Source organism: Mycolicibacterium sp. P4_G11 (assembly GCF_056555145.1).
The window spans coordinates 414,341-440,593 of sequence record NZ_JBFUJW010000001.1; the positions used below are offsets into that span (position 1 = coordinate 414,341).

Consider the following 26,253-nt stretch of genomic DNA (forward strand, 5'->3'; position numbering starts at 1 on the left):
CCGCGCTACCGCCTTCGGCGTGACCTTCGCGGACTGACGGTCTGCCGGGATATCCGACGGCTAGGATTCGCATAGTCAACTTTCCAAGTCAGGGAGTGCGTGTCGTGCCGGGTTCCTCTCCACCCACCCGCCGGGTCGTCGAGATCGTCGAACTACTCGTCGAACGCGGTGACGTGCCTGCTCGGCTGAGCGACATCGTGAATGCACTGGGCCTCAATCAGGCGACCGCACACATGATCATGAAAGAGCTCGTCGCCGCCGGTTGGGTTACCCGGGACCCGGTGGACAAGACATTTTCGGTTGGTGGGGCACTCGCCAGGCTGGCCGAGCAGATCGATCATTCGCAGTCCGTCGTGCACGCTGCGCATGCCGTTGCTCAAGCCCTGGCGGATGAGTACGGATACGCCGTCTCAGTGTCTGAGCGAATGGGACATCAGCTTGCCATTACGGCCTTCATCGCTGCACCGACCGGGCATGACGACCAGTGGCACGCCGCGGTTGGCGATCGGCTGCCGTTTGCGGCGCCATTCGGGCCGGCCTACGCCGCCTGGGAACCTCGCGAGGAGCGCCTCGCCTGGATTGAGCGCAGTGGCGTGGCCAGTCGGGCGTTTCGAGTCCACCTCGAACAGTTCCTCGACGACACCGCGCGCCAGGGCTTCAGCGTAGAAAGCATGAGCCCCGAAATGGTCTCGGCAGTCCCGGTGATGACGAAGCTTCAGACCGAAGCGCTGTCGGATTCGATGCGCGACAATATTGACAGTGTGCTACTCGAAATGACCGGTGCGGCAACGAATCCGGCGAAACCGCGTGGTCAGCGCAACTATGTTGGTGCCATCTCCGTGCCGGTGTTCGACCACTCGGATCGGGTCACGCACAGCATCTCCGTGCACCCGTTCACCAATCTCACGTCGCGAAAGATTGAACAAGTAGGTCGCAGGATTTGCCGGGCTGCTGCGACCATCGGTGCACACACTGCGTAAGACCGAAATGAGTGGGCCCCACCCAGAGCTGGGGCGCCAACAATCAGGCCGGGCCCACTCACCGAAGCAAATTTCTCGAAGCTATTGCCCCAGAGCTGATTTGACCAACGTCGCGACCTGGTCGAGTGGAGCGTTTGCCTGGATCACGGTGCCGTCGGGCTTGATCAGATCGATGCGGGTGCGGGTCAGCTTGGAGTACGTTTCGACCCACTGGCCGTTGACCTTCTGGTACTTATCGTTGTAGTGGCCGTATCCATGCACGCCCACTGTGTCGCTGAAGATCAACACATCCTGCAAAGTCCACAGGCCCTCGGCGGTCGTCGGGGAGGTCAGGTGGATGCTCGGTTCGGAACCTTGGTGGTGAGTCTTCGCGCCTCCCAGCGTGAGCTTCAGGAAAGAGATGAACGAGTCTCTGTCGGCGAAGACGGGCCCGGCGCTGCACAGGGTGTCCACTGTGACGTTGGGAGCGAGCAGGTTACGCAAGGCATCCCAGTTCTTGGCGTCGACATTGGCGAAATAGTTTGTCTTGAGTTGCTTGATCGCATCGATCTCGGGGCCTGAGTCCGACTGGGGGGTCGAGTAGGTGCACAGACTCGGGAGCGGCAAGGGGTCGGCGTTGGCGTTCGTCATGTCCACACAGCACAACATCGTTGTCGCGGTTCCGAAACCGAGCGCTGCGCGCAAGACTCGGTGCCGCGCGGAACCGGGCGGGCTCCAACGGCAGGAAGCTACATACATGTCTTTCTCCTTCGTGGGTGGGATCGAACGCGCTTGACGAAAATTGGACGGGCGTCGCCGGATTGGTTCGGCCGCTCAGCGTGCGCCGCGAAAGAAGCGGGCCGCCGCGGCAATGGACTCTTCGACTGGCCGTGGCGTCCAGCCGAGTTCACGCTCGGCCTTTTCGTGGTCCAGCGGCGACATGAATTCGGCCATCCGTATTCCGGCCACGGCGAAGGGAAGGTCGCGTCGCAACAGGTTCGCGGCGAGGTCGTTGGCGTGGGCGGCGGCGTACAGCAGGGGCAATGAGAGTTTGATGCGCGGGACCCTGGCGTTGACGGCCTCTGCGGCGATTCGATGGACATCGCGGGTGTGCAGGTAACGGTCGGAGACGATGTAGCGCTGGCCGACACGGCCATGGTCCGCGGCGAGCAGCATGGCGCGTGCCGCGTCCTCGATCCCGACCACCTCCGAGGCGAAGTCGAAGTAGAAGGGGAAAGCACCCGCGGCAACCCGGGCGATCAATGAGCCATGTGGCGTTGGCTGCCAATCACCAGGTCCGTAGGTTGTGGAGATGCACATCGCTACGGCCGGCAGCCCTCTGTTCTTTGCGTAGTCGAAGACGAGTTGCTCCGCGGCCAGCCGTGATTCGAGATAGGCGCCGCCTGCGGTCCAGTTGTGCGGATCGTCCTCGGTAACCAGGGTATTCGAGCTGACCGCCAATGTTCCTGTGGTACTGGTGAATACGAACTTCCGCAACTCGGCTTCGGCGGCAGCGTCAAGGACGTGGCGGAGTCCGTCGACGTTGGTGCGATACAACGGCGCTGGATCGCGTAACCACATCCTGGCATCGACAACGCAGTAGTAGACGACGTCGCGGTCGGACATGGCGGCGCGTAGCGCGACATCGTCGAAGATGTCGCCATAACGAAGTTCGACGTCGATGTCATCGATGCCACGGGTCAGGCTTGAAGGGCGCAGCATGACCCGCACGTCAGCTCCGCTGGCCGCCGCGGCCCTGGTGACGTGTGATCCGAGAAAACCACTGGCGCCGATAACCAGAACTTTCTGCGACGAGCCGCTGTTCACTGTTTATCGCTCGTCATCTGTCCGTAGGTGTTGGTGACGACGAGGGTACGTGCTGGCATCGACGCCTCGCTCGTGGATTGCCCTGCGCGGCAACAGAATAAAGATGAGACAACGTTGTTCATGCGCGCTCCCTGCGTTCGCCCAACTTATCGACCAGGCTCAATATCATCGAATAGTCGGTGTCTTGAGGCCCGTATAATCAACACACTAAAGAGCGGGTGGTTCGCGGTCAAGCAACCTCCTTGACCGTTCGTGTCCCCGTGAGGGGCGGTCCGGCGGCCGTTGACGTCCACTGTCGATTCGCCTATATTTCGTATAATCAAACTCATTGGTCGAATAGTCGAATGTTATTGGCTTCTGGGATCGACCTGTCCTCGGCCGCAACTGCACTGGGAAAGAACGAGTTTGGTTCAGCTGCGCGGACTTGAGTTGGTCCGGTCTCGGTTCGGTCGGTGAGTTTCTACCCACAAAGGAGAGCGAACGATGCGCGAAGACGAACAGGCCGGACGCTGCCGCGCCATGGTGGGGGAACGGCGGATGTTGCGCGCCGCTATCGCGCTCGGAGCTGCCGTTGCACTCAGTGCTGCGGGCGCCCCGATTGCCCACGCCGCGTCAGCGGGTCCGGCGCCGTCATCCGCGTCGACGGTATCGCCGCTCGCAGGCGTTACCGATCCGGCCGCTGAGACGGCAGCAGTGGAGTTGCTCAAGGCGACGTACTTCAATGATGTCGACACAAAGAACTGGGCTGCGCTGCGTCAACTCTTCGCCCCCGATGCGGTGGTGGACACCACTGGCTCGCTCGGGCCCTTGTTCCCCAATCGGGATTCGTTCATCGTCTTCACCGCACTCACGCTCAGTGCGATCAACACCCGCCACCAAGGTTATGACCCGCAGATCGACCTGACGTCCGATACAACTGCCAGTGCCGTCTGGACAATGCAGGACAGGCTGTCCATCGCCGGCCTTGTCACGATCCACGGTTACGGCCACTACGCCGACAACTATGAAAAAGTGAACGGCCAGTGGCTGGTTACCCACTCCGTACTCACTCGCACAGGTTTCACACTGGAATTTCCTTTGATCCAACGCTTCGTGACAGGGCTATCCAACGCGTACCAGTCCGGAGGTCCGGTGGCCGCGCTTCGGTATGTCGTTCCAGGCCTGGTCAACATCCCGGTCGGCGCCGTCAACAACCTGGTCGGTGCTATCGCAAGCAACTTCGGAGGACCGCCCGCAAAAGCCGATCCGATCAGCGTGCCGCCCGGATCTAGCGGCGTGACCACCGAACCCCCGGGCATCACCTCCACGGCTGCTGTCGGCGCAGCGTCGGTGAAGGCGGCTGCGCGTCTCGCGCCGACGGCACCCAAGAGTGCATCGGCTTCCCGCGCAACACCTTTGGGGACAGTCACGGCCGGCGCCGCCAAAACACCCGCGCACCCGATCGAGCCGGACGCGGTGAAAGTCGCGGTCGACGGTTCTTCTCAAGCTGCCGCGGACGGCCCGACGGCAGAATCGCCAAAGACCCTCGCCAACAATGCTTCACGGCCCGATGCCACGGTAGACGCCAAGTCGGCGACGTCCACTCATCGCGAGAACAGGATCAAGCCAACGACGGCTTCGGCTGACAAGAAGGCCAAGGCCGATTCGACAAAGGTCGCTCACGGCAAGAGCTGATGACCGGCAGGGCCTGGTCGGGTGCCGCACATCGGCGGTGTCAGGAATTTCGCCAGGTACGTTTGCTGTCATGGCCCGCCGTGTGACCAGCCGATTTCGTCGGCTCGCAGTTGTCTTCGGGCTGGCTGGTGCGCTGACGGCGGGCGGCTGTCTCTGGGTGCGTCCATCGCCGCAAGCGACGCCGGTGGTGCCGGAGGGCGGTTACGGTTTCAGCGTCGGCGCGCCTCAGTCCTGGATGACCGACGCAGACGCCGACCGCGAACTCGACGCCGTGGCCCGCACCCGAGCGGAGTGGATGCGGGTGCTGATCGACTGGCACATCGTCGAACCCGTCAAGGGTCAATACAACTGGCACTACGTCGATCACTGGGTGAACGGCTCCACGAAGCGGGGGCTGAAGGTACTCGGGCTGATCGCCTACAGTCCCACCTGGGCGCGGGCTCCGGGTTCGTATTTCAGTGCGCCACCGGTGAATCCGGCGGACTACGCTGCCTTCGTCACCGCCGTCGTGCAGCGCTACGGCGACCGGGTCGCCAACTGGGAGATCTGGAACGAGCCGAACCTGCCGCTGTTCTTCGGGTTCACCACCAACCGGGCCGCCGTCTACACCGAGTTGCTCAAGGCGGCCTATCCCGCGATCAAGGCTGTTCAACCCGACGCCACCGTCATCGCCGCCGGACTGAGTCGCGCCACCGGCCCGGACGCACCGACGAAATTCCTCGCCGACATGTACGCCAGTGGCGCACGGAAGTTCTTCGATGCCACCGCGATGCATCCGTACGTGTTCCCGGGCGGCATCGCCGAGGACGGCGACAACGGCTGGTCGGATCTGGTGCGCGTGCACGACTTGATGACCGTCAACGGCGACGGCGACAAGAAGGTGTGGATGACCGAACTCGGCGCCTCCACGTGCGCACCGCAGGCCCGCGGCGTCAGCCAGGACGAACAGGCGCGTCAGATTCTGCAGGTGCTGGCCGGCGTGGCGGGGGCCGGTTGGAGCGGACCGGCGTTCATCTTCGCGGTCCGCGACACCGACACCACCAAACGCGACGACCTCGAATCCAACTTCGGCGCGTTGCTGACCTCGGACTGGAAGCCCAAGTTCACCGCGGCGGTGCTGGCCCGGTAGCCCACCACGGCGGGCGCGCCGCTCGTATAGTCGAGGCGTGGCAGGCCGTCCGATTCATACGTTCGAAGTTCTCCGCACCCAGCGCCTGACCCCGCACATGATTCGTGTTGTGTTCGGCGGCAACGGGTTCGACACTTTCAGTCCGAAGGAATTCACCGATTCCTACGTCAAGTTCGCCATCGTGCCCGCGGGCGTACAGGTGGCTGGCCTGGCGCAGCCGCTGACCCTGGACAGCTTCGAGGAGCTGCCGGCGGACCAGCGCCCGACCGTGCGGACCTACACCGTGCGGCGCGTCGACGTGGAGCAGCGCGAACTCACCGTCGACTTCGTCGTGCACGGCGATACCGGAGTCGCTGGACCGTGGGCGGCGTCGTTGGCGCCCGGCGACCCGGCGTATCTCATGGGGCCCAACGGGGCCTACTCGCCGAACCCGGCCGCCGACTGGCACCTGCTGGCCGGCGACGAAGCCGGGTTGCCGGCACTGACCACGGCGTTGGAAGCGTTGCCGCCGAGCGCGATCGGCCAGGCCTTCATCGAGGTCGACGGACCCGACGACGAGCTCGACCTGACCGCGCCCGCGGGCGTGAAGATCCAGTGGATCCATCGCGGCGGCCGCGCCGACCTGGTGTCCGACGACCAGGCAGGCGACAACGCGCCACTCGTCGCAGCGGTGCGGGCGGCTGACTGGCTGCCCGGCCAGGTCCAGGTGTTCGTCCACGGCGAGGCGCAGGCCGTCATGCACAACCTGCGGCCGTACCTGCGCAAGGAGCGCGGCGTCGGCGCCGAATGGGCATCCATCTCCGGTTACTGGCGCCGGGGTCGCACCGAAGAGACGTTCCGGCAGTGGAAGGCTGAATTGGCCAAGGCCGAAGCCGAGGCATAGCCGAAAGCCGAGGCGCGGGCCGACGCTAATGTGCGAATCTCAGCCGAAGTTGCAACAGAAGGGCGGGCCCGATGGCGTTCGGTGACTACCAACTCGAGATCTACCTGCAAGGTCTGGGCGGTGTCGTCCCAACGCTGCCGATCTCGTTCACGGAACTCGAGGAGCGCGCCCAGGCCGCGATGCCGCCATCGATCTGGTCGTACGTGGCAGGCGGCGCCGGTGACGAGCGGACGCAGCGCGTCAACGTCAGCGCCTTCGACCGCTGGGGCCTCATGCCGCGCATGCTGGTCGGGGCCACCGAGCGCGACCTGACGGTCGATCTGTTCGGCCTGAAGCTGCCCTCGCCGCTGTTCCTCGCGCCGATCGGCGTCATGGGCATCTGTGCCCGCGACGGCCACGGTGACCTGCACGCCGCGCGGGCCGCCGCCCAGACCGGCGTCCCGATGATGGTCTCGACGCTCACCAGCGATCCGTTGGAGGGTGTCGCCGCCGAATTCGGTGACACCCCAGGCTTTTTCCAGCTGTACACCCCGAAAGACCGGGACCTGGCGGCCAGCCTCATCAGCCGGGCCGAAGCTGCCGGGTACCAGGGCATCGTCGTCACCCTCGACACCTGGGTGCCCGGGTGGCGCCCCCGCGACCTGTCGACGGCCAACTTCCCGCAGTTGCGTGGCCACTGCCTGTCCAACTACACCAGTGACCCGGTCTTCCGGGCCAAGCTGCCCGCGCCGCCCGAGCAGAATCCGCAGGGCGTGGTGATGCAGTGGGTGCAGGATTTCGGCAACTCCCTGACCTGGGACGACCTGGCCTGGCTGCGGTCGCTGACGAAGCTTCCGCTGTTGGTCAAGGGCATCTGTCATCCCGACGATGCGCGGCGCGTGCGGGACGCCGGGGTCGACGGCATCTACTGCTCCAATCACGGCGGCCGGCAGGCCAACGGTGGGATTCCGGCCATCGACTGCCTGCCAGGCGTGGTCGCGGCAGCCGACGGCCTGCCCGTGCTGTTCGACTCCGGCGTCCGCAGCGGCGCCGACGTGGTCAAGGCCCTGGCGCTGGGGGCAACGGCTGTCGGCATCGGCCGGCCGTACGCGTACGGCATGGCACTGGCCGGCACGGCCGGCGTCGTGCACGTGCTGCGGTCCTTGCTGGCCGAGACCGACCTCACCATGGCCATCGACGGCTACCGCTCACTGGCGGACTTGACCCCGGACGCGCTGCGCCGCGTCGAGGCGCGTTGACGCGCGTCTTTCTTGATAAGTGGATGCAAGGATTTCCATTACATCCACTTAAGTAGTAAATGGATGTAAGGTTGGGATGTGCATCCACTTAGTGCGGTCACCTACGAGGATGTGCGCTGGGAACCGCAAGTTCGCTACGCAGGTATGCCGCCTAAGTACGGCACCTACCACCCCGCCGTACCAGCAAGTATTGCCGAACTCGACCTGGCGCTGCCCGACGCGGTATTGGCCAAGGCTGAAGCGGCGAGCCGGGAGATTGCCCGCTTCGACGCCGAACTAGGCGGCGAGATCGCACCGTTCGCTTCGGTCCTGCTGCGGTCAGAGTCCGCCGCCAGCTCGCAGATCGAGAATCTCTCGGCATCGGCACGATCTATCGCCGAGGAGGAGCTCGTCGGCGGCACGGGCAAGCGCAACGCCGCAGACATTGTCGCCAACACTGCCGCAATGCAGGCTGCGTTGGCTCTCTCCGGCACTGTCAACGCCGCAGCGATCCTGGAAATGCACGCCGCGCTCATGGTCAACCAGCCGCGACACACCCCGGGGCAGTGGCGCACCGAGCCGGTGTGGATCGGTCGTGGCTCGACACCGATCGGAGCGACGTTCGTCGGGCCGCGACATGAACTCATTCCCGCCGCCGTTGACGACCTCATCGCATTCACGAAGCGCACCGACGCGCCAGTGCTGCCGCTCATCGCTGTGGCCCACGCTCAGTTCGAGACGCTGCACCCGTTCACCGACGGCAACGGGCGTACCGGGCGTGCGCTGGTACAGGCAATGCTGCGCAATAAGGCACTGACCCGTCAGATCACCGTGCCTGTGTCGGCGGGATTGCTGGCGGATACCGGCGGATACATCGCCGCACTTACTGCATACCGAGAGGGCAGCGCGGCGCCCATAGTGGAGCGATTTGCCGAGGCAAGCGTGCGTGCGACGGTAAACGGACGGCAGCTGGTGACGGACCTGCGCGCCATCCGCGCCAGCTGGGGCGACAGGATCACCGCGCGCACGGATTCAGGCGCGTGGAAGGTGGCCGATCTACTGACCAGCCGCCCGGTGATCAACGCCGCACTGCTGGTTGGCACGGGCATTGTTGCCCAGAGCGCGCACGCCCAGCGAGTGCTGAGTCCATTGGTGGAGGCGGGCGTGATCATCGAGACGACCGCTGGGCGCCGCAATCGCGTGTGGCGATCACCAGAAGTTCTGGCCGCACTAGATGCGTTTGCCGAGCGTGCCGGGAGGCGTCTCGACGTCTGAGGTCACAGCTCGGCCACTGACGGGTGGCGCGACAGGCGCTGGGGTGGCGGTTCTGGGACCGTAGGGGAGTGCACCAGGCGGTCCTCTCGGAGTTCGATCAGTACCTCGAACTCGAATGCGGACGTTCCGAGCACACCCGCCGCGCCTACCTCGGCGACCTGCGGTCACTGGGGGAATTCCTCGGCGACGACGCGGCCCTCGGCGACCTGGACCTGATGACACTGCGGTCCTGGCTCGCCGAACAGGCCGGCAATGGCGCGGCCCGGACCACGCTGTCCCGTCGCACATCGGCGGTGAAGACCTTCACCGCCTGGGCGGTGCGACGCGGCCTGCTCGAGACCGACCCGGCGGTGCGGCTGCAAACCCCCAAGGCCCGTCGTTCCCTGCCCGCCGTCCTCCGTCAAGACCAGGCCGTCGACGCCATGTCCGCCGCGAGTTCCGGTGCGGAGCAAGGTGATCCGATGGCCCTGCGGGACCGGCTGATCGTCGAGATGCTGTACGCCACCGGTATCCGCGTCAGCGAGCTGTGCGGCCTGGACATCGACGACGTCGACCAGAGCCGCCACGTGCTGCGCGTCCTGGGTAAAGGCGACAAGCAGCGCACCGTGCCTTTCGGTGAGCCGGCCTTTCATGCGCTGCGGGCGTGGCTGTCCGACGGTCGCCCCGCGCTGGCGGTCGCGACCTCCGGCCCGGCGCTGCTGCTCGGGGCGCGGGGGCGTCGCCTCGACCCTCGCCAGGCGCGGACCGTCGTGCACCAGACGATCTCGGCAGTGGACGGCGCCCCCGACATCGGGCCGCACGGCCTGCGTCACAGCGCGGCCACCCATCTGCTCGAGGGCGGCGCCGATCTGCGCGTGGTCCAGGAGCTGCTGGGGCATTCGTCGCTCGCGACCACTCAGCTCTACACGCACGTGACGGTGGCTCGGCTGCGTGCCGTGCACGACCAGGCCCATCCCCGGGCGTAACTCCCCGCCGAAGCTGAGCTTGTGTGCGAACTTTGCGCGATTTTTGGCACACAAGCTCACGTTCGGGGTGAGGTGAGGGGCTTGAGGCGGATCGGGGTGGTGGTGAGCAGGCCGAGGGGATCGACGTAGTCGGCATCGGACGACGCACCCCACATCGCGCCCCAGTGCAGGCAGCTGCCGCAGCCGGGATGCCCGGGCACCAGCGTGCCGAGGGCACTACCGGCGGCGACGACGGCGCCGGGACGTACCGCTGCACGCACCGGCTCATAGCTGGTGCGCAGCCCGCCGGGATGCGCGACCGACACCACCGGCCGGCCCGCGAGCTCCCCGGCGAACACCACCGTGCCCGGAGCCGCCGCGTACACCGTCTGACCCACCGACCCAGCCAGGTCGACGCCGCGATGCCCGCGCTGCCAATTGGGTTGCGGTGCGTCGAACGTGCGCACGACGGCCGGCCGCGGCCGCAACGGCCAGTCCAGCCGGCCGTCAGCGGCGTGCGCCACGCCGGTCGAGCAGACCGCGGCGATCCCCACCAGCAGGCCGATGCGCATCACCCCAGTTCAGCGCCTCGGCGTCGGCTTCGGTAGCCCGAGAACCCGGATCTGTGGATAACCAACGCTCTGTGGACAAGAGCACCCTGCAAAGCGTGTAAACTTCCCCCTGCAATCCGCATTCGTGGGTTGACTTCGCGCGCCTGCACAGCGGCTCGATCTCGGGTCGCAATCGCATGCCGGGCGGTCCCACCTCGGACAACCGAGTTGGGTCCGGCACGCAGCAGGCGTCAGGGTCCGGCATCACCCGATACCGGACGACAACCGAAACAAGTGAGGCACAACCATGGCCGTAGTGACCATGCGGCAGCTGCTGGATAGCGGCGCGCACTTCGGGCACCAGACCCGACGCTGGAACCCCAAGATGAAGCGGTTCATCTTCACCGACCGCAACGGCATCTACATCATCGACCTGCAGCAGACGCTGACCTACATCGACAAGGCGTACGAGTTCGTCAAGGAGACCGTTGCCCACGGCGGCACCGTGCTCTTCGTCGGTACCAAGAAGCAGGCCCAGGAGTCCATCGCTGACGAGGCCACCCGCGTCGGCATGCCCTACGTGAACCAGCGCTGGCTGGGCGGCATGCTCACCAACTTCTCGACCGTCCACAAGCGCCTGCAGCGCCTGAAGGAACTCGAGTCGATGGAGCAGACCGGTGGCTTCGAGGGTCGCACCAAGAAGGAAATCCTCATGCTGACGCGTGAGAAGAACAAGCTCGAGCGCAGCCTCGGCGGTATCCGGGATATGCAGAAGGTTCCGTCGGCCATCTGGGTCGTCGACACCAACAAGGAGCACCTGGCCGTTTCTGAGGCCATCAAGCTCGGTATCCCGGTCCTCGCGATCCTGGACACCAACTGCGACCCCGACCAGGTCAACTACCCGATCCCGGGTAACGACGACGCCATCCGCAGCGCCGCGCTGCTGACCAAGGTGATCGCTTCCGCGGTTGCCGAGGGTCTGCAGGCCCGCTCGGGTGCCAAGACCGAGGCCGAAGGCGCCGAGCCGCTCGCCGAGTGGGAGCAGGAACTGCTCGCCGGTGCGACCACCAGCACCGAGGCCGAAGCCGCCACCGAAACCACCACCACAGAAAGCTGAGATGGCTAACTACACCGCTGCTGACGTAAAGCGACTGCGGGAGCTCACCGGCTCCGGCATGCTCGACTGCAAGAACGCACTGGTTGAGACCGAGGGTGACTTCGACAAGGCCGTCGAGGTGCTGCGCATCAAGGGTGCCAAGGACGTCGGCAAGCGCGCTGAGCGCGCCACCGCCGAGGGCCTGGTCGCCGCCAAGGACGGCGCCCTGATCGAGCTGAACTCCGAGACTGACTTCGTCGCCAAGAACGCCGAATTCCAGGATCTCGCGGATCAGATCCTCACCGCTGCTGTCGCGGCCAAGGCCAACGACGTGGAGACCCTCAAGGCCGCCACCGTCGACGGCACCACCGTCGAGCAGCTGGTCGCGGACCTGTCCGCGAAGATCGGCGAGAAGCTCGAACTGCGTCGTGCTGCCTACTTCGACGGCACCGTCGAGACCTACCTGCACAAGCGTGCCGCGGATCTGCCGCCGGCCGTGGGCGTGCTGGTCGAGTACAACGGTGCTTCGGAAGAGGCCGCTCACGCGGTCGCGTTGCAGATCGCCGCGCTGAAGGCCAAGTACCTCACTCGTGAGGACGTGCCCGCCGACCTGGTCGCCAACGAGCGTCGCATCGCCGAGGAGACCGCCAAGGAAGAGGGCAAGCCCGAGGCCGCGCTGTCGAAGATCGTCGAAGGCCGCGTCACCGGCTTCTACAAGGACGTCGTGCTGCTGGACCAGCCGTCGGTGTCCGACAACAAGAAGACCGTGAAGGCGCTGCTGGACGAGGCCGGCGTCACCGTGACCCGCTTCGTGCGGTTCGAGGTCGGCCAGCAGTAAGAACTTGAGCAGCCCACCCGCTGCTCACTGACAAAACCCCGCGCACAAACCCGGCGATCCCGGAGTGCGCGGGGTTTTGCTTTGTCCGGGTCAGGGCCGGGGGAGCTTGCGATGCAACGGATTCGCGGTCACCGGCGCGCGGCGGCGGCTCGCAGGCAGGCTTCCGACGACATCGGGGCGGTCGGCCGTGGCGCGGGTGGCGTCCTGGATCCGCATCCCCGACGAGCTGCCGGCACCTAGCGCCGGCGCTCCGATTCGGCGTTTGGCCTGGCTGCGGCAGCTCGGGCAGGGGACGTCGTCGGGCACGACGGCCATCGAATGCTGTTCGGTGAAGTCCGGGCAACCCTGTCCACACCGGAATACGTAGGTAGGCACAACGACACCATAAGCCCTCTGCGTCAACGTCATCCGGATGTAACTTGCCCGAACCGCAGACGAGACACCTTCACTATTGAATACTTCCATTCGGAAGCAAGTGTTTGTGTCGCTAGGAGGGTCACCGTGCCGGAACTGCTGTTCCCCTTGGATTCAACGAAGAAGTTCACCGACCAACAGATCGTCGGCCACAACCGATGGCACCCGGACATCCCGCCGGCGGTCACCGTCAAGCCGGGGGACAGCTTCCGGGCGCATTGCCGGGAGTGGTTCGACGGCGCCATCCGCAATGACGACTCTGCTGAGGACATCCTCAACGCCCCGCTCAAGGGCGTGCACTGCCTGTCCGGACCGTTCGCGATCGAGGGGGCCGAACCAGGTGACCTGCTGATCGTCGACATCCTCGACGTCGGCCCGATTCCGCAGGAAGACTCGGGGCCGCTGGCGGGACAGGGCTGGGGATACACCGGCATCTTCGCCAAGCAGAACGGTGGCGGATTCCTCACAGATCAGTTCCCCGATGCCTACAAGGCGATTTGGGACTTCTCCGGCCAGACTGCGACGTCACGGCACGTGCCCCGGGTGAAGTACACCGGCATCGTGCATCCCGGCCTGATGGGCACCGCACCGTCGGCGGCCCTGCTGGCCAAGTGGAATGCCCGCGAGGGTGCGCTGATCGCCACCGATCCCGACCGCGTGCCGCCGCTGGCATTGCCACCCGAGCCGCAGGACGCGATCCTCGGTTCGTTGCAGGGCGACGCCTTCGCCAAAGCGGCCGCCGAGGCGGCCCGGACCGCGCCACCGCGCGAAAACGGCGGCAACCAGGACATCAAGAACCTCACCAAGGGCAGCCGGGTGTTCTATCCGGTGTTCGTCCCCGGTGCGAACCTGTCGTTCGGCGATCTGCACTTCTCGCAGGGCGACGGCGAGATCACGTTCTGCGGGGCCATCGAGATGGGCGGATTCATGGACCTGCACGTGGATCTGATCAAGGGCGGCATGGACACCTACGGCGTGCATGAGAACGCCATATTCATGCCGGGCAACACCGACCCGCAGTACTCGGAATGGCTCGCCTTCTCGGGCACCTCGGTGACACTCGACGGCGAGCAGAAGTACCTCGACTCGGATCTGGCCTACCAGCGCGCATGTCTGCATGCGATCGACTACCTCACGAAATTCGGGTACAGCCCGGAGCAGGCCTACCTGCTGCTCGGGTCCGCACCCATCGAGGGGCGGCTCTCCGGAGTGGTGGACATCCCGAATTCCTGTGCGACGGTGTACATCCCGACGGCGATCTTCGACTTCCCGGTGGCGCCGTCGGCGTCCGGGCCGTACCAGATCGATCCCGGCATGGGCGCGCCGCACGCCAGTTTCTGATCCCGCAGCCGACGGCCAGTTCCTCGATTTCCTTGGGGGACTGGCCGTTTGGCGGGTTCAGTCAGCCGCGGAGATCCGCCGGGGTGGCCGGCACCTGTAGGGCGCTCAGTAGTTCGGTCAGTGTGTCTGCCGGTAGTGAGCTTGAACTGCACAGCGCGGTCAGCTGCTCGGACTTGCCCAGCCGCTCGCGGATCTGGCGGTACAACGAACCGCCGCGGCGGGTCTGGTAGACCAGCACCCGTCGGCGATCCACCACATCGGCCTTGCGCAGCACCAGATTGTCGTCGACCATCCCGTCGACGAGCCGCGTCAGACTGGGCCCGGGCAACAATGTCGCCTCGGCCAGCGCGGTCATCGGCTTTCCGACACCGCCCTCGAGCGCGGCCAGCACGTGCCACTGACGCACCGTCAAGCCGGCCAGCTGCTCGGTCACGACGCGGTCGAGTTCGAAGGCGACCGACTTCACCAATCGAGCGAGTTCCTCGATGGTGTCGGCACGGCCGCCGGGCTTGATGTCCATGGTGGCGCCCAGCCTACCGTGATCGGAGCTGTCGTCTCGCCGTGAAACAGCGCTGATCGGCAGGTATGTTCAAGTGAATTCTGGTCACCCGGGCGATGGACGTCGTGGTCGTCGCGATCGGTGTGGCGTAGCTGGGTCGGTGTCCCGAGGTGAGGTGATGGTGGATCCGAGTTTTGCGACGATTCCCGTGCGCGCCGACCGGGATGTGGTCGATATCGCGCTCGTGGTGCCGTTGAGCGGGCCCGCCGGGATGTTCGGACCATCGTGCGAGGCCAGCGCCGAGCTGGCCGCTGAGGACATCAACGCGGCCGGCGGCATCCTGGACCGGCCGGTCCGGATTCATCCGGTCGATGCCGGGGCGCCATTGAGTGATCTGGCCGACGAGCTGGGCCGCCTGGTTGCCCAGGAGCGGATCGACGCCGTGGTGGGTTGGCACCTGTCGAATGCGCGGCGGGTCATCACCCCGCAGACGGCCGGACGGGTGCCCTATGTGTACACCACCTTCTATGAGGGCGGGGAGAGCACCGACGGTGTGTACATGGTGGGGGAAACCCCAGAGCAGCAACTGTTTCCGGCGTTGACGTGGTTGCGCGAGCACCTTGGGCTGAAACGCTGGTGCATCGTCGGAAACGACTACATCTGGCCCCGGCAGACGGCCCGAGTGACCAAGGAGTACATGTGGCGATCGGGCTTCGAATTCGTCGGTGAAGCCTTCGTTCCCTTGGGTGGGCGGGATTTTCGGCCGATGCTCGACGTCATCCGCAGCTCGGAGGCCGACGGTGTGTTGGTGTTGATGGTGGGTGCGGACAACGCGGCATTCAATCGCGCGTTCGCCAGAGCTGGTCTGGACCAGAGTGTCGTGCGCCTGTCGTTGATGATCGGTGAGGATGTGTTGTGCGCCAGCGGACGTGGGGCGACCACCGGCCTGTACACGGCATGCGGCTATTTCGAGAGCCTGCCCACCGAGGTGAACATGGGGTTCGGCTCGCACTATCAGCAGCGATTCGGCGGCGCGGCCCCGGCGTTGAACAACATCGGTGAATCCTGTTATGAGGGACTGTTGTTGCTGACGGCGTTGGCGCAGACGGCCCGCAGCCTTGAGGTGGCCGCGATCGACCGGGCGCGCTCCAATGTCGCGTACCAGGGGCCGCGCGGCGAGGTGGTCATGCGTGGTGCTCATACTCGTCAACCGGTGTACCTCGCCAGCGCCGACGAACTCGAATTCGACGTGATCGTCGAGCTGACTCCATGACCGACGGTCATGACCCCGTCCGGCCAAGCGGGCGGGGTCATGACGGTTCATCAGCTCGACTGCGGTGTCGTCGCGGTTTTCAGTAGATCCACGCTCACCGAATCGTCGTATTCCTCCTTCTTGCACATGTCATGGCAGTCCTTGGTCAGGGTGCAGGTCAGCGAGGACACGGTGCCGTGATGAAAAGGGCAGTCGTGCACCATATCCGGCAGCTCGTACCGTTTCTGGTCGACGACGTCCAGCAGCGTCTGACCCGCCCACAGCGGCTCCTTCTCGATCTCCTCGCGAAGCGGATTGCGCCGCGCCAGGTAGTACTTGCCCTTGGTCGCGATGCAGATCACCGGGGAGAGCACGAACGCCAACGTCAGCGCCAGGTACGGCGACCAGGCCGCGAGGAAATCGCCGAAAGCGTGATAGAAGGCCATGATCGAGAACACCGAACCCACCAGCATGGAGACGAATCCGACCGGATTGATGCTGTAGAGATAGGCCCGCTTGAATTCGACGTAGGACGGGCTGAGCTTGAGCAGCGGCTTGTTGATCACCAGGTCGGCGACGATCGCGCCGACCCAGGCGATCGCGACGTTGGAGTAGAACCCCAGGATGGTGTTGAGCACGGTGAACATGTCGCTGAGCATGAGCGCCAACGCGATGGCGATGTGCAGACCGAGGTACACCACCCGGCCCGGGTGCACGTGCAGAACCCGGCTGAAGAAGTTCGACCACGACAACGAGCCCGAGTATGCGTTGGTGACATTGATCTTCACCTGGGACAGCAACACCATCAGCGTCGCCAGTGCGAGGGCGGCGACATCGTTGTGGATGACCGAACCGAACCCGCCGAGGAACTGCTCGATGGGTTCTGTCGCGGCGGCGAAACCGACCTTGCCCGCGACGTAGAAGGCCAGGAAGGCGCCGCAAATCTGTTTGGCCGCGCCGAGGATCACCCAGCCGGGTCCGGCCGCGAGGACCGCGCCCCACCATCGCAGTGGCGGTGTTTCCGACTTCTCGGGCATGAAGCGCAGATAATCGACCTGCTCACCGATCTGGGCGATGAGCGACAGTGCCACGCCGGCACCCGCACCGACGCCGATAGCGGTCACCTGCTCACTGCCGCCATTGCCTGCCCAGCTCAGGAACCCGTGGAAGCCTGCCGGATCCGCGGTCGCGATGAAGGCGATCGGAGCGACGAACAGGATCAGCCACAACGGCTGGGTCCAGACTTGAAACTTGGCCAGCGCTGTCATGCCGTAGAGCACGAGCGGAATGATGATCAGCGAGCCGACGATGTAGCCGACCGCCAGTGGAAGGCCGAACGCCAACTTCATCGCCTGCGCCATGATCGCGCCTTCGAGCGCAAAGAAGATGAAGCAGAAGCTGGCGTAGATGAGGCTGGTCAGGGTCGAACCGAAGTACCCGAAACCGGCTCCGCGAGTGAGCAAATCCATGTCGATGTTGTATTTTGCGGCGTAATAGGCGATCGGGATGCCGGTGAGAAAGATGGTGACGGCGGCAACCAGGATCGCGACGACTGCGTTGGCCGCACCGTGAGTGACGGCGATCGAGGCCCCGATGGAGTAGTCCGCGAGATAGGCGATGCCGCCCAGGGCGGCCACGGCACACGCCATCGGTGACCATTTACGAAAAGACTTGGGCGCGTAGCGAAGTGAGAAGTCCTCGATGTTGTCTTGGCTTGCCCAGGTGGCGAAGCGGGACCACGGGCCGACGCGCGCCCCGGCTATCGGATGGTCCTTAACCTCGTCTATGGATTGCTCGGTAGTCATGAAGCATGTCCTGTCGAATCCGTCGTAAGCGCCAGTGCTGCAAGGCATCAGGCAAGCAGGTCGAATGCGGGCGCCGATGACCGGACCGGTCCGCGACCTGCAGCAGCCGGATCGGACGAAAGCTAACACCAATTACTTCCATATGGCACTAGTCCAAATGGAAAGTTACGTCGGGGAAACTAGGCGTTTACGCAGCACGTTCAATGGTGCACGAAGTCGGTGTCCGGACTCACAATGTGAAATCTGGGGGTAAGGCAGATTGGTGGTACTGCTTGGTACCGTGGGTGCCATGACACGCATCAGCACATTCGGTGACGACGCCCTCGGTGACCTCGACGCGGTCGGTGTCGCCGACGCGATCCGCGGCGGTGCGGTGTCGGCGGTCGAGGTGGTGCAGGCGGCGATCGCCCGTACCGAGAAGGCGCAGCCCGAACTGGGTGGCATGTCGTACGAAGCATTCGAGCAGGCGGTCGAAAAGGCAAGCGCACCAGGACCGTTCGGAGGCTTCTTCGACGGTGTGCCGACGTTCATCAAGGACAACGTCGCGGTCCGCGGCTGGCCGACCATGCAAGGCTCCGACGCGTGGGCGCCCAGGCCGATGCCGGCGGACGGGGAATGGGCGCGCCTGTATCTGTCGACAGGGTTGGTGGCGCTCGGCAAGTCGCAGTTGTCCGAGTTCGGCTTCAGCGCCTCGGCGGAGCACCCTCGTCTCGGCCCGGTGCGCAATCCGTGGGACACCACGGTGACCGCGGGCGCGTCGTCGTCCGGGTCGGGCGCCTTCGTCGCAGCCGGCGTGGTGCCCATCGCGCACGCGAACGACGGTGGCGGTTCCATCCGAATTCCGGCTTCCTGCAACGGATTGGTCGGTCTCAAGCCCACGCGTGGCCGGCTGCCACTGGACCGGGAGACCCGGATGCCGCTGCAGATCGTCGCCAACGGTGTCCTGACCCGCAGTGTCCGGGACACCGCGGCGTTCTACCGGGAGGCCGAGCGCGTCTACCGGAACCCGAAACTGCCGGCGATCGGCGACGTCACCGCGCCCGGGCAGCGCCGGCTGCGCATCGCCGTGTGCACCAGCTCGATCGGCCGCGACGCCAGCCCCGAGATCCGGGAGCTGACCATGCAGACCGCGGCCCGGTTGGAACAGCTCGGCCACCGGGTCACCGAGATCGGCAACCCGGCGCCGGAGCGGTTCCGCGACGACTTCCTGCTGTACTGGGCCTTCCTGGCATTCGCTCTGGTCCGCGGCGGAAAACACACCTTCGGGCCCACCTTCGACCGCGCCAAGCTGGACAACCTGACCCTGGGGCTGGAACGGAAGGCGGCTCGCAACCTGCATCGGGTGCCGGCCGCCATCGCCCGGCTGGCCGCGTCGCGGCGCATCCCGGCGCGGCTGGCCCGCGACTACGACGTGGTGCTGACCCCGACCCTCAGCGAGGTCACGCCGCCGATCGGACACCTGGACCCGACCGCCGACTACGACCAGATCATCTCGCGGCTGATCGACTGGGTCGGCTTCACGCCGCTGCAGAATGCCAGCGGAGCGCCGGCGGTTTCGCTGCCACTGACCCAGTCCGCCTCCGGATTGCCGGTCGGCATGATGTTCGGCGCGGCAGCGGGGCAGGAGGCCGCGCTGCTGGCCTTGGCTTTCGAGCTCGAGCGGGAGATCGGATGGCCGTCGCTCGCGGCGCGGTGACCGTGCGAGGCGGACGGCGGCTACTTTTGCAGTACGGAAGCAGCGCCAACGGCCGCCTCGCCGGCCAGCCAGCCTTATGCTGTCTCACAGGTTGCGTCAATTGGGGGTGTGCATGACTGTCGGGCCCGAGGATGGGGCGCAGAGGCAGCCGTGGAAAGCGTCGGCGCCAGGTACTGGGCCCGACCCCGTCCCGGGGGCCGGACCGAGCATGCCGCCGGTGCCGCCGGCCGATCCCACGCCGAATCCGACTCCGGCATTTCAGCCGAGTCCGCCACCGGAAGAACCCCAGGGTTCGGTCCGCTGGCAGGACCCGGCCACCGCCAAGCCGCGGCAGCCGACCATCGGCGAGGCACGGGCCCGGGACAAGGCGCAGAAGGCGCGCGAAGCCGAAGAAGAGATCGAGCGGGTGAAGGCCGAGAAGGCCCGCAAGCGCGCGGCCACCGGCAAGAAAGTCCTGATCGGTTCGGCGGTCGGCGTCGGTGTGGTGGCTGTCGTCGCCGCCGGCTACGCGATCTTCCACCGTGACGAGCGAGTCAGCGCCTCGTGCGTCAAGGACGGCTCCAACGAAGTGGTGCCGGACAGTTACTGCAGCAGCGGCACCAGCCATGGCGGCAGCACGTTCTTGTATATGGGGTCGCCATACCGCTATTACTACGGCGGTTCCAACACAGGAGTCGGCAGCATCGCGCGCGGCGGCACCCTGACTTTGCCGAAAGGCACCACGGCGACAACGAAATCCGGTACCTCGATTTCCAAGGGCGGCTCATCGGTGTCCCGCGGCGGCTTCGGCTCGTCGAGTAGCGGAAGCTCCGGTAGCTGATGCGCCGCGAACATCACGCCCCGCGGCCGGGGTGGCAGCAGATCATTGCCAGCCAGGGCATGTGCTTCGACACCCCTGCCGCCGATGCGCACGGCAATGCCCGCCCGTATTGGGACGAGTCGGTGCACTATGTGTTCGAAATGGACGAGGTGCTCTCGATCGAGGCCTCGGTCGAGGTGCTGCATTCGATGTGCCTGGAGGCCGTCGAGAACGTGGTGCTGACCGAGCGCTACCGCGACTTCGGGCTCCCGGAGTGGAGCTGGCCGCACATCGAGAAGTCTTGGCGGCGTAGCGATCCGCACCTGTACGGCCGCTTCGATTTGCGCTACGACGGCCGCCGGCCCCCGGTGCTGCTGGAGTACAACGCCGATACCCCGACGTCGCTGCTCGAAGCCGCGATCCTGCAGTGGTACTGGAAGACCGACGTCTTTCCCGCCGACGACCAGTGGAACTCGCTGCACGAGAAACTGGTGGAACGGTGGAAGGAGATCCAGGATCAGTTGCCCGGCAACGAAGCCCACTTCACCTGGTCGTCGGCCGACACCAGCGGCGAGGACAACGTGACGCTGGCCTACCTGCAGGAGTGCGCCGCCGAGGCCGGACTGCACACCGTGGGCCTGGCCATCGAGCAGCTGGGCTGGGACCGGGATCTGAATCGGTTCGTCGACCTGGAAGAGGCGCCGATCTCGACGCTGTTCAAGCTCTATCCCTGGGAATGGGTCCTCGATGACGAATTCGGCAAGTACGCAGCCGAATCCCTGCCCGAGACCATGTGGATCGAGCCGCTGTGGAAGTCGCTGCTGAGCAACAAGGCCATCCTGGCGGTGTTGTGGGAGATGTACCCGGGGCACCCGAATCTGTTGCCCGCGTACATCGATGACCCGCACGAGCTGACCGAATACGTCCGCAAGCCCAAGCTGGGGCGTGAGGGCGCGAACGTCACGATCGTCGGCGCCGGATACGAAACGCAGACCGGCGGCGTGTACGGCGAAGAGGGCTACGTCTACCAGTTGCTCGACCCACTACCGCAATTCGACGACATGCGCCCCGCGTTGGGCGCGTGGATCGTCGGCGACGAATCGGCTGGACTCGGTATCCGAGAGACCTCGGGTCTGGTCACCGACAACGGCGCAGCCTTTGTGCCCCATCGCATCCCGCAGTGACCGGAAGGAAACGAACTTCATGACCCTCACCGCACTTGGCAACGACTACTGGTCGATCGTCGGACATGGCGCATCGGCGATCGCGCTGTACGCGATCGTCGGCGGTGCGCTGATGATCCTCGGCTTCTTCGTGATCGACTGGACCACGCCGGGGCCGCTGCGTGAACTGGTGCGCACCGGCCGGCCCAACGCCGCGGCGGTGGCCGCCTCCGGCGTGGTGTCGATGGCCTTCATCGTGGTGCTCGCCATCTACAGCTCGTCGGGTGACCTGGCGAGCGGCCTGATCAAGACCGTGGTCTTCGGCCTCGTCGGCATTGCCGCGCAGGCACTTTCGGTGCGCCTGATCGGCGCCGTCAAGGGCCTCGACATCGGCGAGATGCTCGAGCAGGAGAAGTTCTCACCAATCGTGCTCGATGTGGCGGCCTCGTACCTGGCGTTCGGCCTGATCGTGGCTGCCGCGATTCTCTAGTCGCCTCTAATCGGGCGGCAGCAGGCTGGTCAGCGTTTCGCGGAACTCCCGGCGCTGGGCGGCGGTCAGGCCGGCCAGCAGAGCGTCGTCGGCGGCGCGGATGCCGGCGACGGTCTTGCTCAGCAGGGTGCGACCGGCCCGGGTCAGTTCGGTGGGCCGGGACCGTCCGGCGGCGACGGTCGACGGCCGGGTGATCAGTTCGCGGTCCTGAAGCGCGCGCACCACGATGTTCATCGCCTGTGGCGATACCCCGATGAATCGCGCCATCTCGGCATTCGACATGCCGGGCCGGTTGTCGACGATGCGCAGACAGACGAACTGTGGGAACGTCAGGTCCAGTGGCTCAAGGACATCGGCCGTGATGTTGGCGCGCAGCGCGGTGGCGATGCGGTTGAGCAGATAGCCCAGGGGAGCGTCTTCACCTTCGAACATGTCAACTATATTGACATATATCAACAGCGTTGATAGACCGGAGGTATGACCAGACCGACTGATGCCATGTTCGAAAGCGCGTACCGCGGCGAGGCTCCTGAGATGGGCGCCCGGCCACCATGGAGCATCGGAACGCCCCAGCCCGAGATCGCCGCGCTGATCGAAGCGGGCAAGGTGCACGGCGAAGTGCTCGATGCCGGCTGCGGCGAGGCCGCCACCGCGATCTATCTGGCCGAGCGCGGCTTCACCACGGTCGGCCTGGACCAGTCGGCCACCGCCATCGAACTCGCCCGCGACGAAGCCGCCCGGCGCGGCGCGCACAGCGCCAGCTTCGAGGTCGCCGACATCAGTGACTTCACCGGATACGACGGCCGCTTCGGCACCATCATCGACAGCACGCTGTTCCACTCCATGCCCGTCGAGCTCCGCGACGGCTACCAGCGCTCGATCGTGCGGGCGGCCGCGCCTGGCGCCACCTACATCGTCCTCGTCTTCGACCGCGGCGGCATGCCCGCCGGCCCGGCCAACCCGGTGACCGAGGACGAGCTGCGCGATGTCGTCGGCAAGTACTGGGTGATCGACGACATCTCCCCGGCCCGTATTCACGGCAACATGCCGGCGGGCTTCACGGCGCCCGGCGCCGACTCGGCACCCGGCGCGGGCTTCGCCGCTCTCGACGTGAGGGACGAGCCGAGCGGACTCAAATCGGTTCGCGCGTGGTTGTTGCAGGCGCACCTGGGTTAGGCCGCACGCCGGCGGGTTCCACCCTCCTTGCCGCCGGACCGATCGTCATGAGGCAGGATGGAGCCGCTGCCGATCGCCGGGGCAGCTGTGACATGTGGGGACCGAAGGAGTCTGATGGCCGAGGCAGACAACGGTGGCCAGGGTTTGATCCGGCCGGCTTATCAGCGGGTGCTGCTCAAGCTCGGTGGCGAGATGTTCGGTGGCGGCGCGGTGGGTCTGGACCCCGATGTCGTCGCTCTGGTCGCCCGGCAGATCGCCGAGGTGGTGCGGGCCGGCGCCCAGGTTGCGGTCGTCATCGGTGGCGGCAACTTCTTCCGCGGTGCGCAGTTGCAGCAGCGCGGTATGGAGCGCACCCGCAGCGACTACATGGGCATGCTCGGCACCGTGATGAACAGCCTTGCGCTGCAAGACTTCCTGCAGAAGGAAGGCATCGACACCCGCGTGCAGACCGCCATCACCATGGGGCAGGTCGCCGAGCCGTACCTCCCGCTGCGCGCACGCCGGCACCTGGAGAAGGGCCGCGTGGTCATCTTCGGCGCCGGCATGGGCCTGCCGTACTTCTCCACCGACACCACCGCCGCGCAGCGCGCGCTGGAGATCGGTGCCGAGGTCGTCCTGATGGCCAAGGCCGTCGACGGTGTGTTCACCGCGGACCCGCGCCAGGTGCCCGACGCCCAGATGATCACCAGCATCACCCATCGCGAGGTGTTGGAACGCGACCTCAAGGTCGCCGATGCCACCGCGTTCAGCCTGTGCATGGACAATGGCATGCCGATGCTGGTCTTCAATCTGCTGACCGAAGGCAACATCGCGCGCGCGGTCGCGGGTGAGAAGATCGGAACGCTGGTCTCCAGCTAGAGCTGGGTGGCCGGGCGAGCGACGGGAGAATATGAAGTGATCGAGGAAACCCTCTTCGATGCCGAAGAGAAGATGGACAAGGCCGTCGCGGTGGCCCGTGATGACCTGGGGTCGATCCGCACCGGCCGGGCCAACCCCGGCATGTTCAACCGGATCAACATCGAGTACTACGGCTCGATGACGCCCATCACCCAGCTGGCGAGCATCAACGTCCCCGAGGCGCGCTTGGTGGTCATCAAGCCCTACGAGGCCAACCAGCTCAGGGCCATCGAGGACTCCATCCGGAACTCGGACCTCGGCGTAAACCCGAGCAACGACGGCACCGTCATCCGCATCTCCATCCCGCAGCTGACCGAGGAACGCCGCAAGGAACTCGTCAAGCAGGCCAAGGGCAAGGGCGAGGACGCCAAGGTGTCTGTGCGCAACATCCGTCGTAAGGCGATGGACGAGCTGTCCCGGATCAAGAAGGACGGCGAGGCCGGCGAGGACGAAGTCGCCCGCGCCGAAAAGGATCTGGACAAGACCACCGCCACCTACACGACTCAGATCGACGAGTTGGTCAAGCACAAGGAAGGCGAGCTGCTGGAGGTCTGACGACCTTCCAGCTGTCCGCATCCACACAGTCGTGGCCACCGAAACCGCCCCCACCGGGGAGCCCAAGAAGTCCTCGCGCGCCGGGCGCAACCTGCCCGCCGCCATCTCCGTCGGCGCCCTCCTGGGCGGCACCGTCATCGCCACCCTGCTGTTCGTCCCGCAGCTGTGGGTGGCACTGGTGGCGCTCGCCGTCGCCCTGGCCACCCACGAGGTGGTGCGCCGGCTGCGCGAAGGCGGCTACGCCGTCCCGGTGATTCCGCTGCTGATCGGTGGCCAGGCGATGATCTGGCTGACCGTGCCCTTCCGGGAAGCCGGGGCGCTGGGTGCGTTCGGCGCCACGGTCGCGCTGTGCCTGATCTGGCGGCTGCTGTCGGGCGGTCTGAAAGCCGCGCCGGTCAACTACACGCGCGACGTCTCGGTGACGATCTTCCTGGCCGCCTGGGTGCCGCTGTTCGGCGCCTTCACGGCGCTGCTCATCTACCCGCACCAGGGCGGCTACCACGAAGGCGCCATGCAGGTGTTCTGCATGATGCTGGGCGTCGTGGCCTCCGATATCGGCGGCTACACCGCGGGCGTGCTGTTCGGCAAGCATCCGATGGTGCCGGCGATCAGCCCGAAGAAGTCCTGGGAGGGCTTCAGCGGATCACTGCTGTTCAGCATCGTCGTCTCGGTGCTGTCGGTGCACTATCTGGCCGACCGGCCGCTGTGGGTCGGCGTGCCTCTCGGCATCATGCTCGTCATCACCGGCACCCTCGGCGACCTGGTCGAATCGCAGGTCAAACGGGACCTCGGGATCAAGGACATGGGCACTCTGCTGCCTGGTCACGGCGGTCTGATGGACCGGATCGACTCGATTCTGCCGTCTGCAGTGGCGGCGTGGCTGGTGCTGGAGTTGCTGGCCTGACAGTCCGCGCCACGGCGCGCGAATTGAGCCAGCAGGCCAGCGCGCCGAGCACCAGGCCGACCACCACACCGAGGTCGGGCCGTTGGCCCAGCAGCAGCCAGGACAGCACGCCGGCGATCGCCGGGATGACGGCGAACAGCATGGCCACCGCGGCGGCGCCGTAGCGATCGATCGCCCGCACGTACAGCGTCATGCACAACGTGGCGTTGAACAGCACCACCGCGCCGACCGCGAGCACGGCGGTGTGCAGGTTGGTCACGGTCCACGGCATGACGGCGGCCAGGACCGCCACGGGAAGCAACGACGCCGCGTTCTGCAGCGCCGCGGTGGCACGGAAATCCACGCCCCGGCAGAACCGCTGCTGATAGACGCCGCCCGCGGCCAGGGCCAGCAGCGAGACGACCAGCAGCACGATCACCGCGTCGACCCCGCCGACCATCAGCAGCCGCTGGGCACACGCGGCGAGCACCGCCAGCGCACCCAGGACCAGCGCGACGACGCGCATCGGCGTCAGCCGTTCGCCCAGGAACACGGCAGCGAGCAGGGCCGTGGCGACGGGGTTCATCGAGATGACCACGGCGCCCAGCACCGCGGGAGCGCCGTGCATCAGCGCCAGGTACAGGCAGATGAATTGCACGGCCTGGGTGAGCAGACCACTGATCACCACGTGCACCAGTCGGGTACCAGTGGGCCATTTCACACGCGCCGCCAGTGCCCACGTGGTCAGGATCGCGGCCGCCAGGCCGAACCGGAAGACCAGCGTCGCCATGGGTGTCAGGGCCGAAACGGCAAGGGCACCAATGGGATAACCCAATGCGTAGACGAAGGCCAGAAGCGACGCGGGGCGGGGTGGCATGGGGCCATGGTGG

27 protein-coding genes are annotated in these 26,253 nt (G+C 65.9%); 19 read left to right on the forward strand and 8 right to left on the reverse strand.

Annotated features, from left to right (window positions below; all coding sequences use genetic code 11):
• The first annotated feature begins 104 nt into the window (after nt 1–104).
• Nucleotides 105–980: a helix-turn-helix domain-containing protein gene (locus tag AC1U2B_RS01990; RefSeq protein ID WP_480215476.1), complete on the forward strand. Its 876-nt coding sequence runs from the start codon at nt 105–107 to the stop codon at nt 978–980.
• 81 nt (nt 981–1,061) lie between these two features.
• Here the strand turns inward: AC1U2B_RS01990 and AC1U2B_RS01995 are convergent, their stop codons facing one another.
• Together AC1U2B_RS01995 and AC1U2B_RS02000 are read right to left on the reverse strand one after the other, a co-directional pair.
• Entirely contained in the window at nt 1,062–1,610 is a 549-nt protein-coding gene (locus tag AC1U2B_RS01995) for a nuclear transport factor 2 family protein (protein WP_480215477.1), read from the reverse strand.
• 183 nt (nt 1,611–1,793) lie between these two features.
• Nucleotides 1,794–2,786, reverse strand: coding sequence for an NAD-dependent epimerase/dehydratase family protein (locus AC1U2B_RS02000; RefSeq protein WP_480215478.1), 993 nt, complete (start codon nt 2,784–2,786; stop codon nt 1,794–1,796).
• Nucleotides 2,787–3,269: 483 nt separating this feature from the next.
• Here AC1U2B_RS02000 and AC1U2B_RS02005 point away from each other — a divergent pair, with 483 nt between their 5' ends.
• The 6 genes from AC1U2B_RS02005 to AC1U2B_RS02030 all read left to right on the forward strand — a co-directional run bounded on the left by AC1U2B_RS02005 (nt 3,270) and on the right by AC1U2B_RS02030 (nt 9,929).
• Nucleotides 3,270–4,460, forward strand: coding sequence for a nuclear transport factor 2 family protein (locus AC1U2B_RS02005; protein WP_480215479.1), 1,191 nt, complete (start codon nt 3,270–3,272; stop codon nt 4,458–4,460).
• Nucleotides 4,461–4,530: 70 nt separating this feature from the next.
• A complete protein-coding gene (locus AC1U2B_RS02010) occupies nt 4,531–5,589 on the forward strand; it encodes a cellulase family glycosylhydrolase (RefSeq protein ID WP_480215480.1) in 1,059 nt (352 codons plus the stop codon).
• Between the two features lie 37 nt (nt 5,590–5,626).
• Complete coding sequence (locus AC1U2B_RS02015) at nt 5,627–6,472, forward strand: siderophore-interacting protein (protein ID WP_480215481.1); 846 nt, start codon at nt 5,627–5,629, stop codon at nt 6,470–6,472.
• 71 nt (nt 6,473–6,543) lie between these two features.
• A complete protein-coding gene (locus AC1U2B_RS02020) occupies nt 6,544–7,710 on the forward strand; it encodes a lactate 2-monooxygenase (protein WP_480215482.1) in 1,167 nt (388 codons plus the stop codon).
• 144 nt (nt 7,711–7,854) lie between these two features.
• A complete protein-coding gene (locus AC1U2B_RS02025; protein ID WP_480215741.1) occupies nt 7,855–8,964 on the forward strand; it encodes a Fic family protein in 1,110 nt (369 codons plus the stop codon).
• Between the two features lie 68 nt (nt 8,965–9,032).
• On the forward strand, nt 9,033–9,929 hold the full coding sequence (locus AC1U2B_RS02030) for a tyrosine recombinase XerC (protein ID WP_480215483.1): 897 nt from the start codon (nt 9,033–9,035) through the stop codon (nt 9,927–9,929).
• A 56-nt stretch (nt 9,930–9,985) separates the two neighbouring features.
• Here the strand turns inward: AC1U2B_RS02030 and AC1U2B_RS02035 are convergent, their stop codons facing one another.
• Nucleotides 9,986–10,480 (reverse strand): M23 family metallopeptidase, encoded by a 495-nt coding sequence (locus tag AC1U2B_RS02035; RefSeq protein WP_480215484.1) that lies wholly within the window; start codon nt 10,478–10,480, stop codon nt 9,986–9,988.
• 286 nt (nt 10,481–10,766) lie between these two features.
• Between AC1U2B_RS02035 and rpsB the strand changes: the two genes are divergently transcribed.
• A complete protein-coding gene (gene rpsB / locus AC1U2B_RS02040; protein WP_043393605.1) occupies nt 10,767–11,576 on the forward strand; it encodes a 30S ribosomal protein S2 in 810 nt (269 codons plus the stop codon).
• Between the two features lies 1 nt (nt 11,577).
• The gene (tsf, locus tag AC1U2B_RS02045; protein WP_480215485.1) at nt 11,578–12,393 is read left to right on the forward strand and encodes a translation elongation factor Ts; all 816 of its coding nucleotides are present in this window, start codon (nt 11,578–11,580) and stop codon (nt 12,391–12,393) included.
• A gap of 90 nt (nt 12,394–12,483) precedes the next feature.
• Here the strand turns inward: tsf and AC1U2B_RS02050 are convergent, their stop codons facing one another.
• Complete coding sequence (locus AC1U2B_RS02050; protein ID WP_480215486.1) at nt 12,484–12,768, reverse strand: FmdB family zinc ribbon protein; 285 nt, start codon at nt 12,766–12,768, stop codon at nt 12,484–12,486.
• Between the two features lie 126 nt (nt 12,769–12,894).
• Between AC1U2B_RS02050 and fmdA the strand changes: the two genes are divergently transcribed.
• Nucleotides 12,895–14,148 (forward strand): formamidase, encoded by a 1,254-nt coding sequence (gene fmdA, locus AC1U2B_RS02055; protein WP_480215487.1) that lies wholly within the window; start codon nt 12,895–12,897, stop codon nt 14,146–14,148.
• Between the two features lie 61 nt (nt 14,149–14,209).
• On the opposite strand, the gene AC1U2B_RS02060 is transcribed toward fmdA, so the two are convergent.
• On the reverse strand, nt 14,210–14,668 hold the full coding sequence (locus tag AC1U2B_RS02060) for a MarR family winged helix-turn-helix transcriptional regulator (protein WP_043393613.1): 459 nt from the start codon (nt 14,666–14,668) through the stop codon (nt 14,210–14,212).
• A 157-nt stretch (nt 14,669–14,825) separates the two neighbouring features.
• Between AC1U2B_RS02060 and AC1U2B_RS02065 the strand changes: the two genes are divergently transcribed.
• On the forward strand, nt 14,826–15,920 hold the full coding sequence (locus AC1U2B_RS02065; protein WP_480215488.1) for a substrate-binding domain-containing protein: 1,095 nt from the start codon (nt 14,826–14,828) through the stop codon (nt 15,918–15,920).
• Nucleotides 15,921–15,970: 50 nt separating this feature from the next.
• Here the strand turns inward: AC1U2B_RS02065 and AC1U2B_RS02070 are convergent, their stop codons facing one another.
• The gene (locus tag AC1U2B_RS02070; RefSeq protein ID WP_480215489.1) at nt 15,971–17,704 is read right to left on the reverse strand and encodes a purine-cytosine permease family protein; all 1,734 of its coding nucleotides are present in this window, start codon (nt 17,702–17,704) and stop codon (nt 15,971–15,973) included.
• 289 nt (nt 17,705–17,993) lie between these two features.
• Here AC1U2B_RS02070 and AC1U2B_RS02075 point away from each other — a divergent pair, with 289 nt between their 5' ends.
• The 4 genes from AC1U2B_RS02075 to AC1U2B_RS02090 all read left to right on the forward strand — a co-directional run bounded on the left by AC1U2B_RS02075 (nt 17,994) and on the right by AC1U2B_RS02090 (nt 21,852).
• Complete coding sequence (locus tag AC1U2B_RS02075) at nt 17,994–19,400, forward strand: amidase (protein WP_480215490.1); 1,407 nt, start codon at nt 17,994–17,996, stop codon at nt 19,398–19,400.
• A 208-nt stretch (nt 19,401–19,608) separates the two neighbouring features.
• Entirely contained in the window at nt 19,609–20,220 is a 612-nt protein-coding gene (locus tag AC1U2B_RS02080; protein ID WP_480215491.1) for a hypothetical protein, read from the forward strand.
• Nucleotides 20,220–21,383, forward strand: a complete 1,164-nt coding sequence (locus AC1U2B_RS02085; protein WP_480215492.1) for a glutathionylspermidine synthase family protein — start codon at nt 20,220–20,222, stop codon at nt 21,381–21,383. Before AC1U2B_RS02080 ends, AC1U2B_RS02085 begins: the two co-directional genes overlap by 1 nt.
• 19 nt (nt 21,384–21,402) lie before the next feature.
• A complete protein-coding gene (locus AC1U2B_RS02090; protein WP_043393626.1) occupies nt 21,403–21,852 on the forward strand; it encodes a DUF350 domain-containing protein in 450 nt (149 codons plus the stop codon).
• Nucleotides 21,853–21,858: 6 nt separating this feature from the next.
• Here the strand turns inward: AC1U2B_RS02090 and AC1U2B_RS02095 are convergent, their stop codons facing one another.
• On the reverse strand, nt 21,859–22,284 hold the full coding sequence (locus AC1U2B_RS02095; protein ID WP_260939632.1) for a MarR family winged helix-turn-helix transcriptional regulator: 426 nt from the start codon (nt 22,282–22,284) through the stop codon (nt 21,859–21,861).
• Nucleotides 22,285–22,329: 45 nt separating this feature from the next.
• Between AC1U2B_RS02095 and AC1U2B_RS02100 the strand changes: the two genes are divergently transcribed.
• The 4 genes from AC1U2B_RS02100 (at nt 22,330) to AC1U2B_RS02115 (ending at nt 25,384) form a co-directional block, all read left to right on the forward strand.
• Nucleotides 22,330–23,028 carry a class I SAM-dependent methyltransferase gene (locus AC1U2B_RS02100; protein ID WP_260939631.1) on the forward strand — a complete coding sequence of 233 codons (699 nt, stop codon included), beginning with the start codon at nt 22,330–22,332 and terminating at the stop codon, nt 23,026–23,028.
• A 114-nt stretch (nt 23,029–23,142) separates the two neighbouring features.
• On the forward strand, nt 23,143–23,886 hold the full coding sequence (pyrH, locus tag AC1U2B_RS02105) for a UMP kinase (RefSeq protein WP_480215493.1): 744 nt from the start codon (nt 23,143–23,145) through the stop codon (nt 23,884–23,886).
• Nucleotides 23,887–23,922: 36 nt separating this feature from the next.
• On the forward strand, nt 23,923–24,480 hold the full coding sequence (gene frr / locus AC1U2B_RS02110; protein WP_260939628.1) for a ribosome recycling factor: 558 nt from the start codon (nt 23,923–23,925) through the stop codon (nt 24,478–24,480).
• 31 nt (nt 24,481–24,511) lie between these two features.
• On the forward strand, nt 24,512–25,384 hold the full coding sequence (locus tag AC1U2B_RS02115; protein ID WP_260939627.1) for a phosphatidate cytidylyltransferase: 873 nt from the start codon (nt 24,512–24,514) through the stop codon (nt 25,382–25,384).
• Here AC1U2B_RS02115 and AC1U2B_RS02120 read toward each other — a convergent pair.
• Nucleotides 25,275–26,240: a DMT family transporter gene (locus tag AC1U2B_RS02120; RefSeq protein WP_260939626.1), complete on the reverse strand. Its 966-nt coding sequence runs from the start codon at nt 26,238–26,240 to the stop codon at nt 25,275–25,277. The genes AC1U2B_RS02115 and AC1U2B_RS02120 overlap by 110 nt on opposite strands.
• Nucleotides 26,241–26,253: the final 13 nt, after the last annotated feature.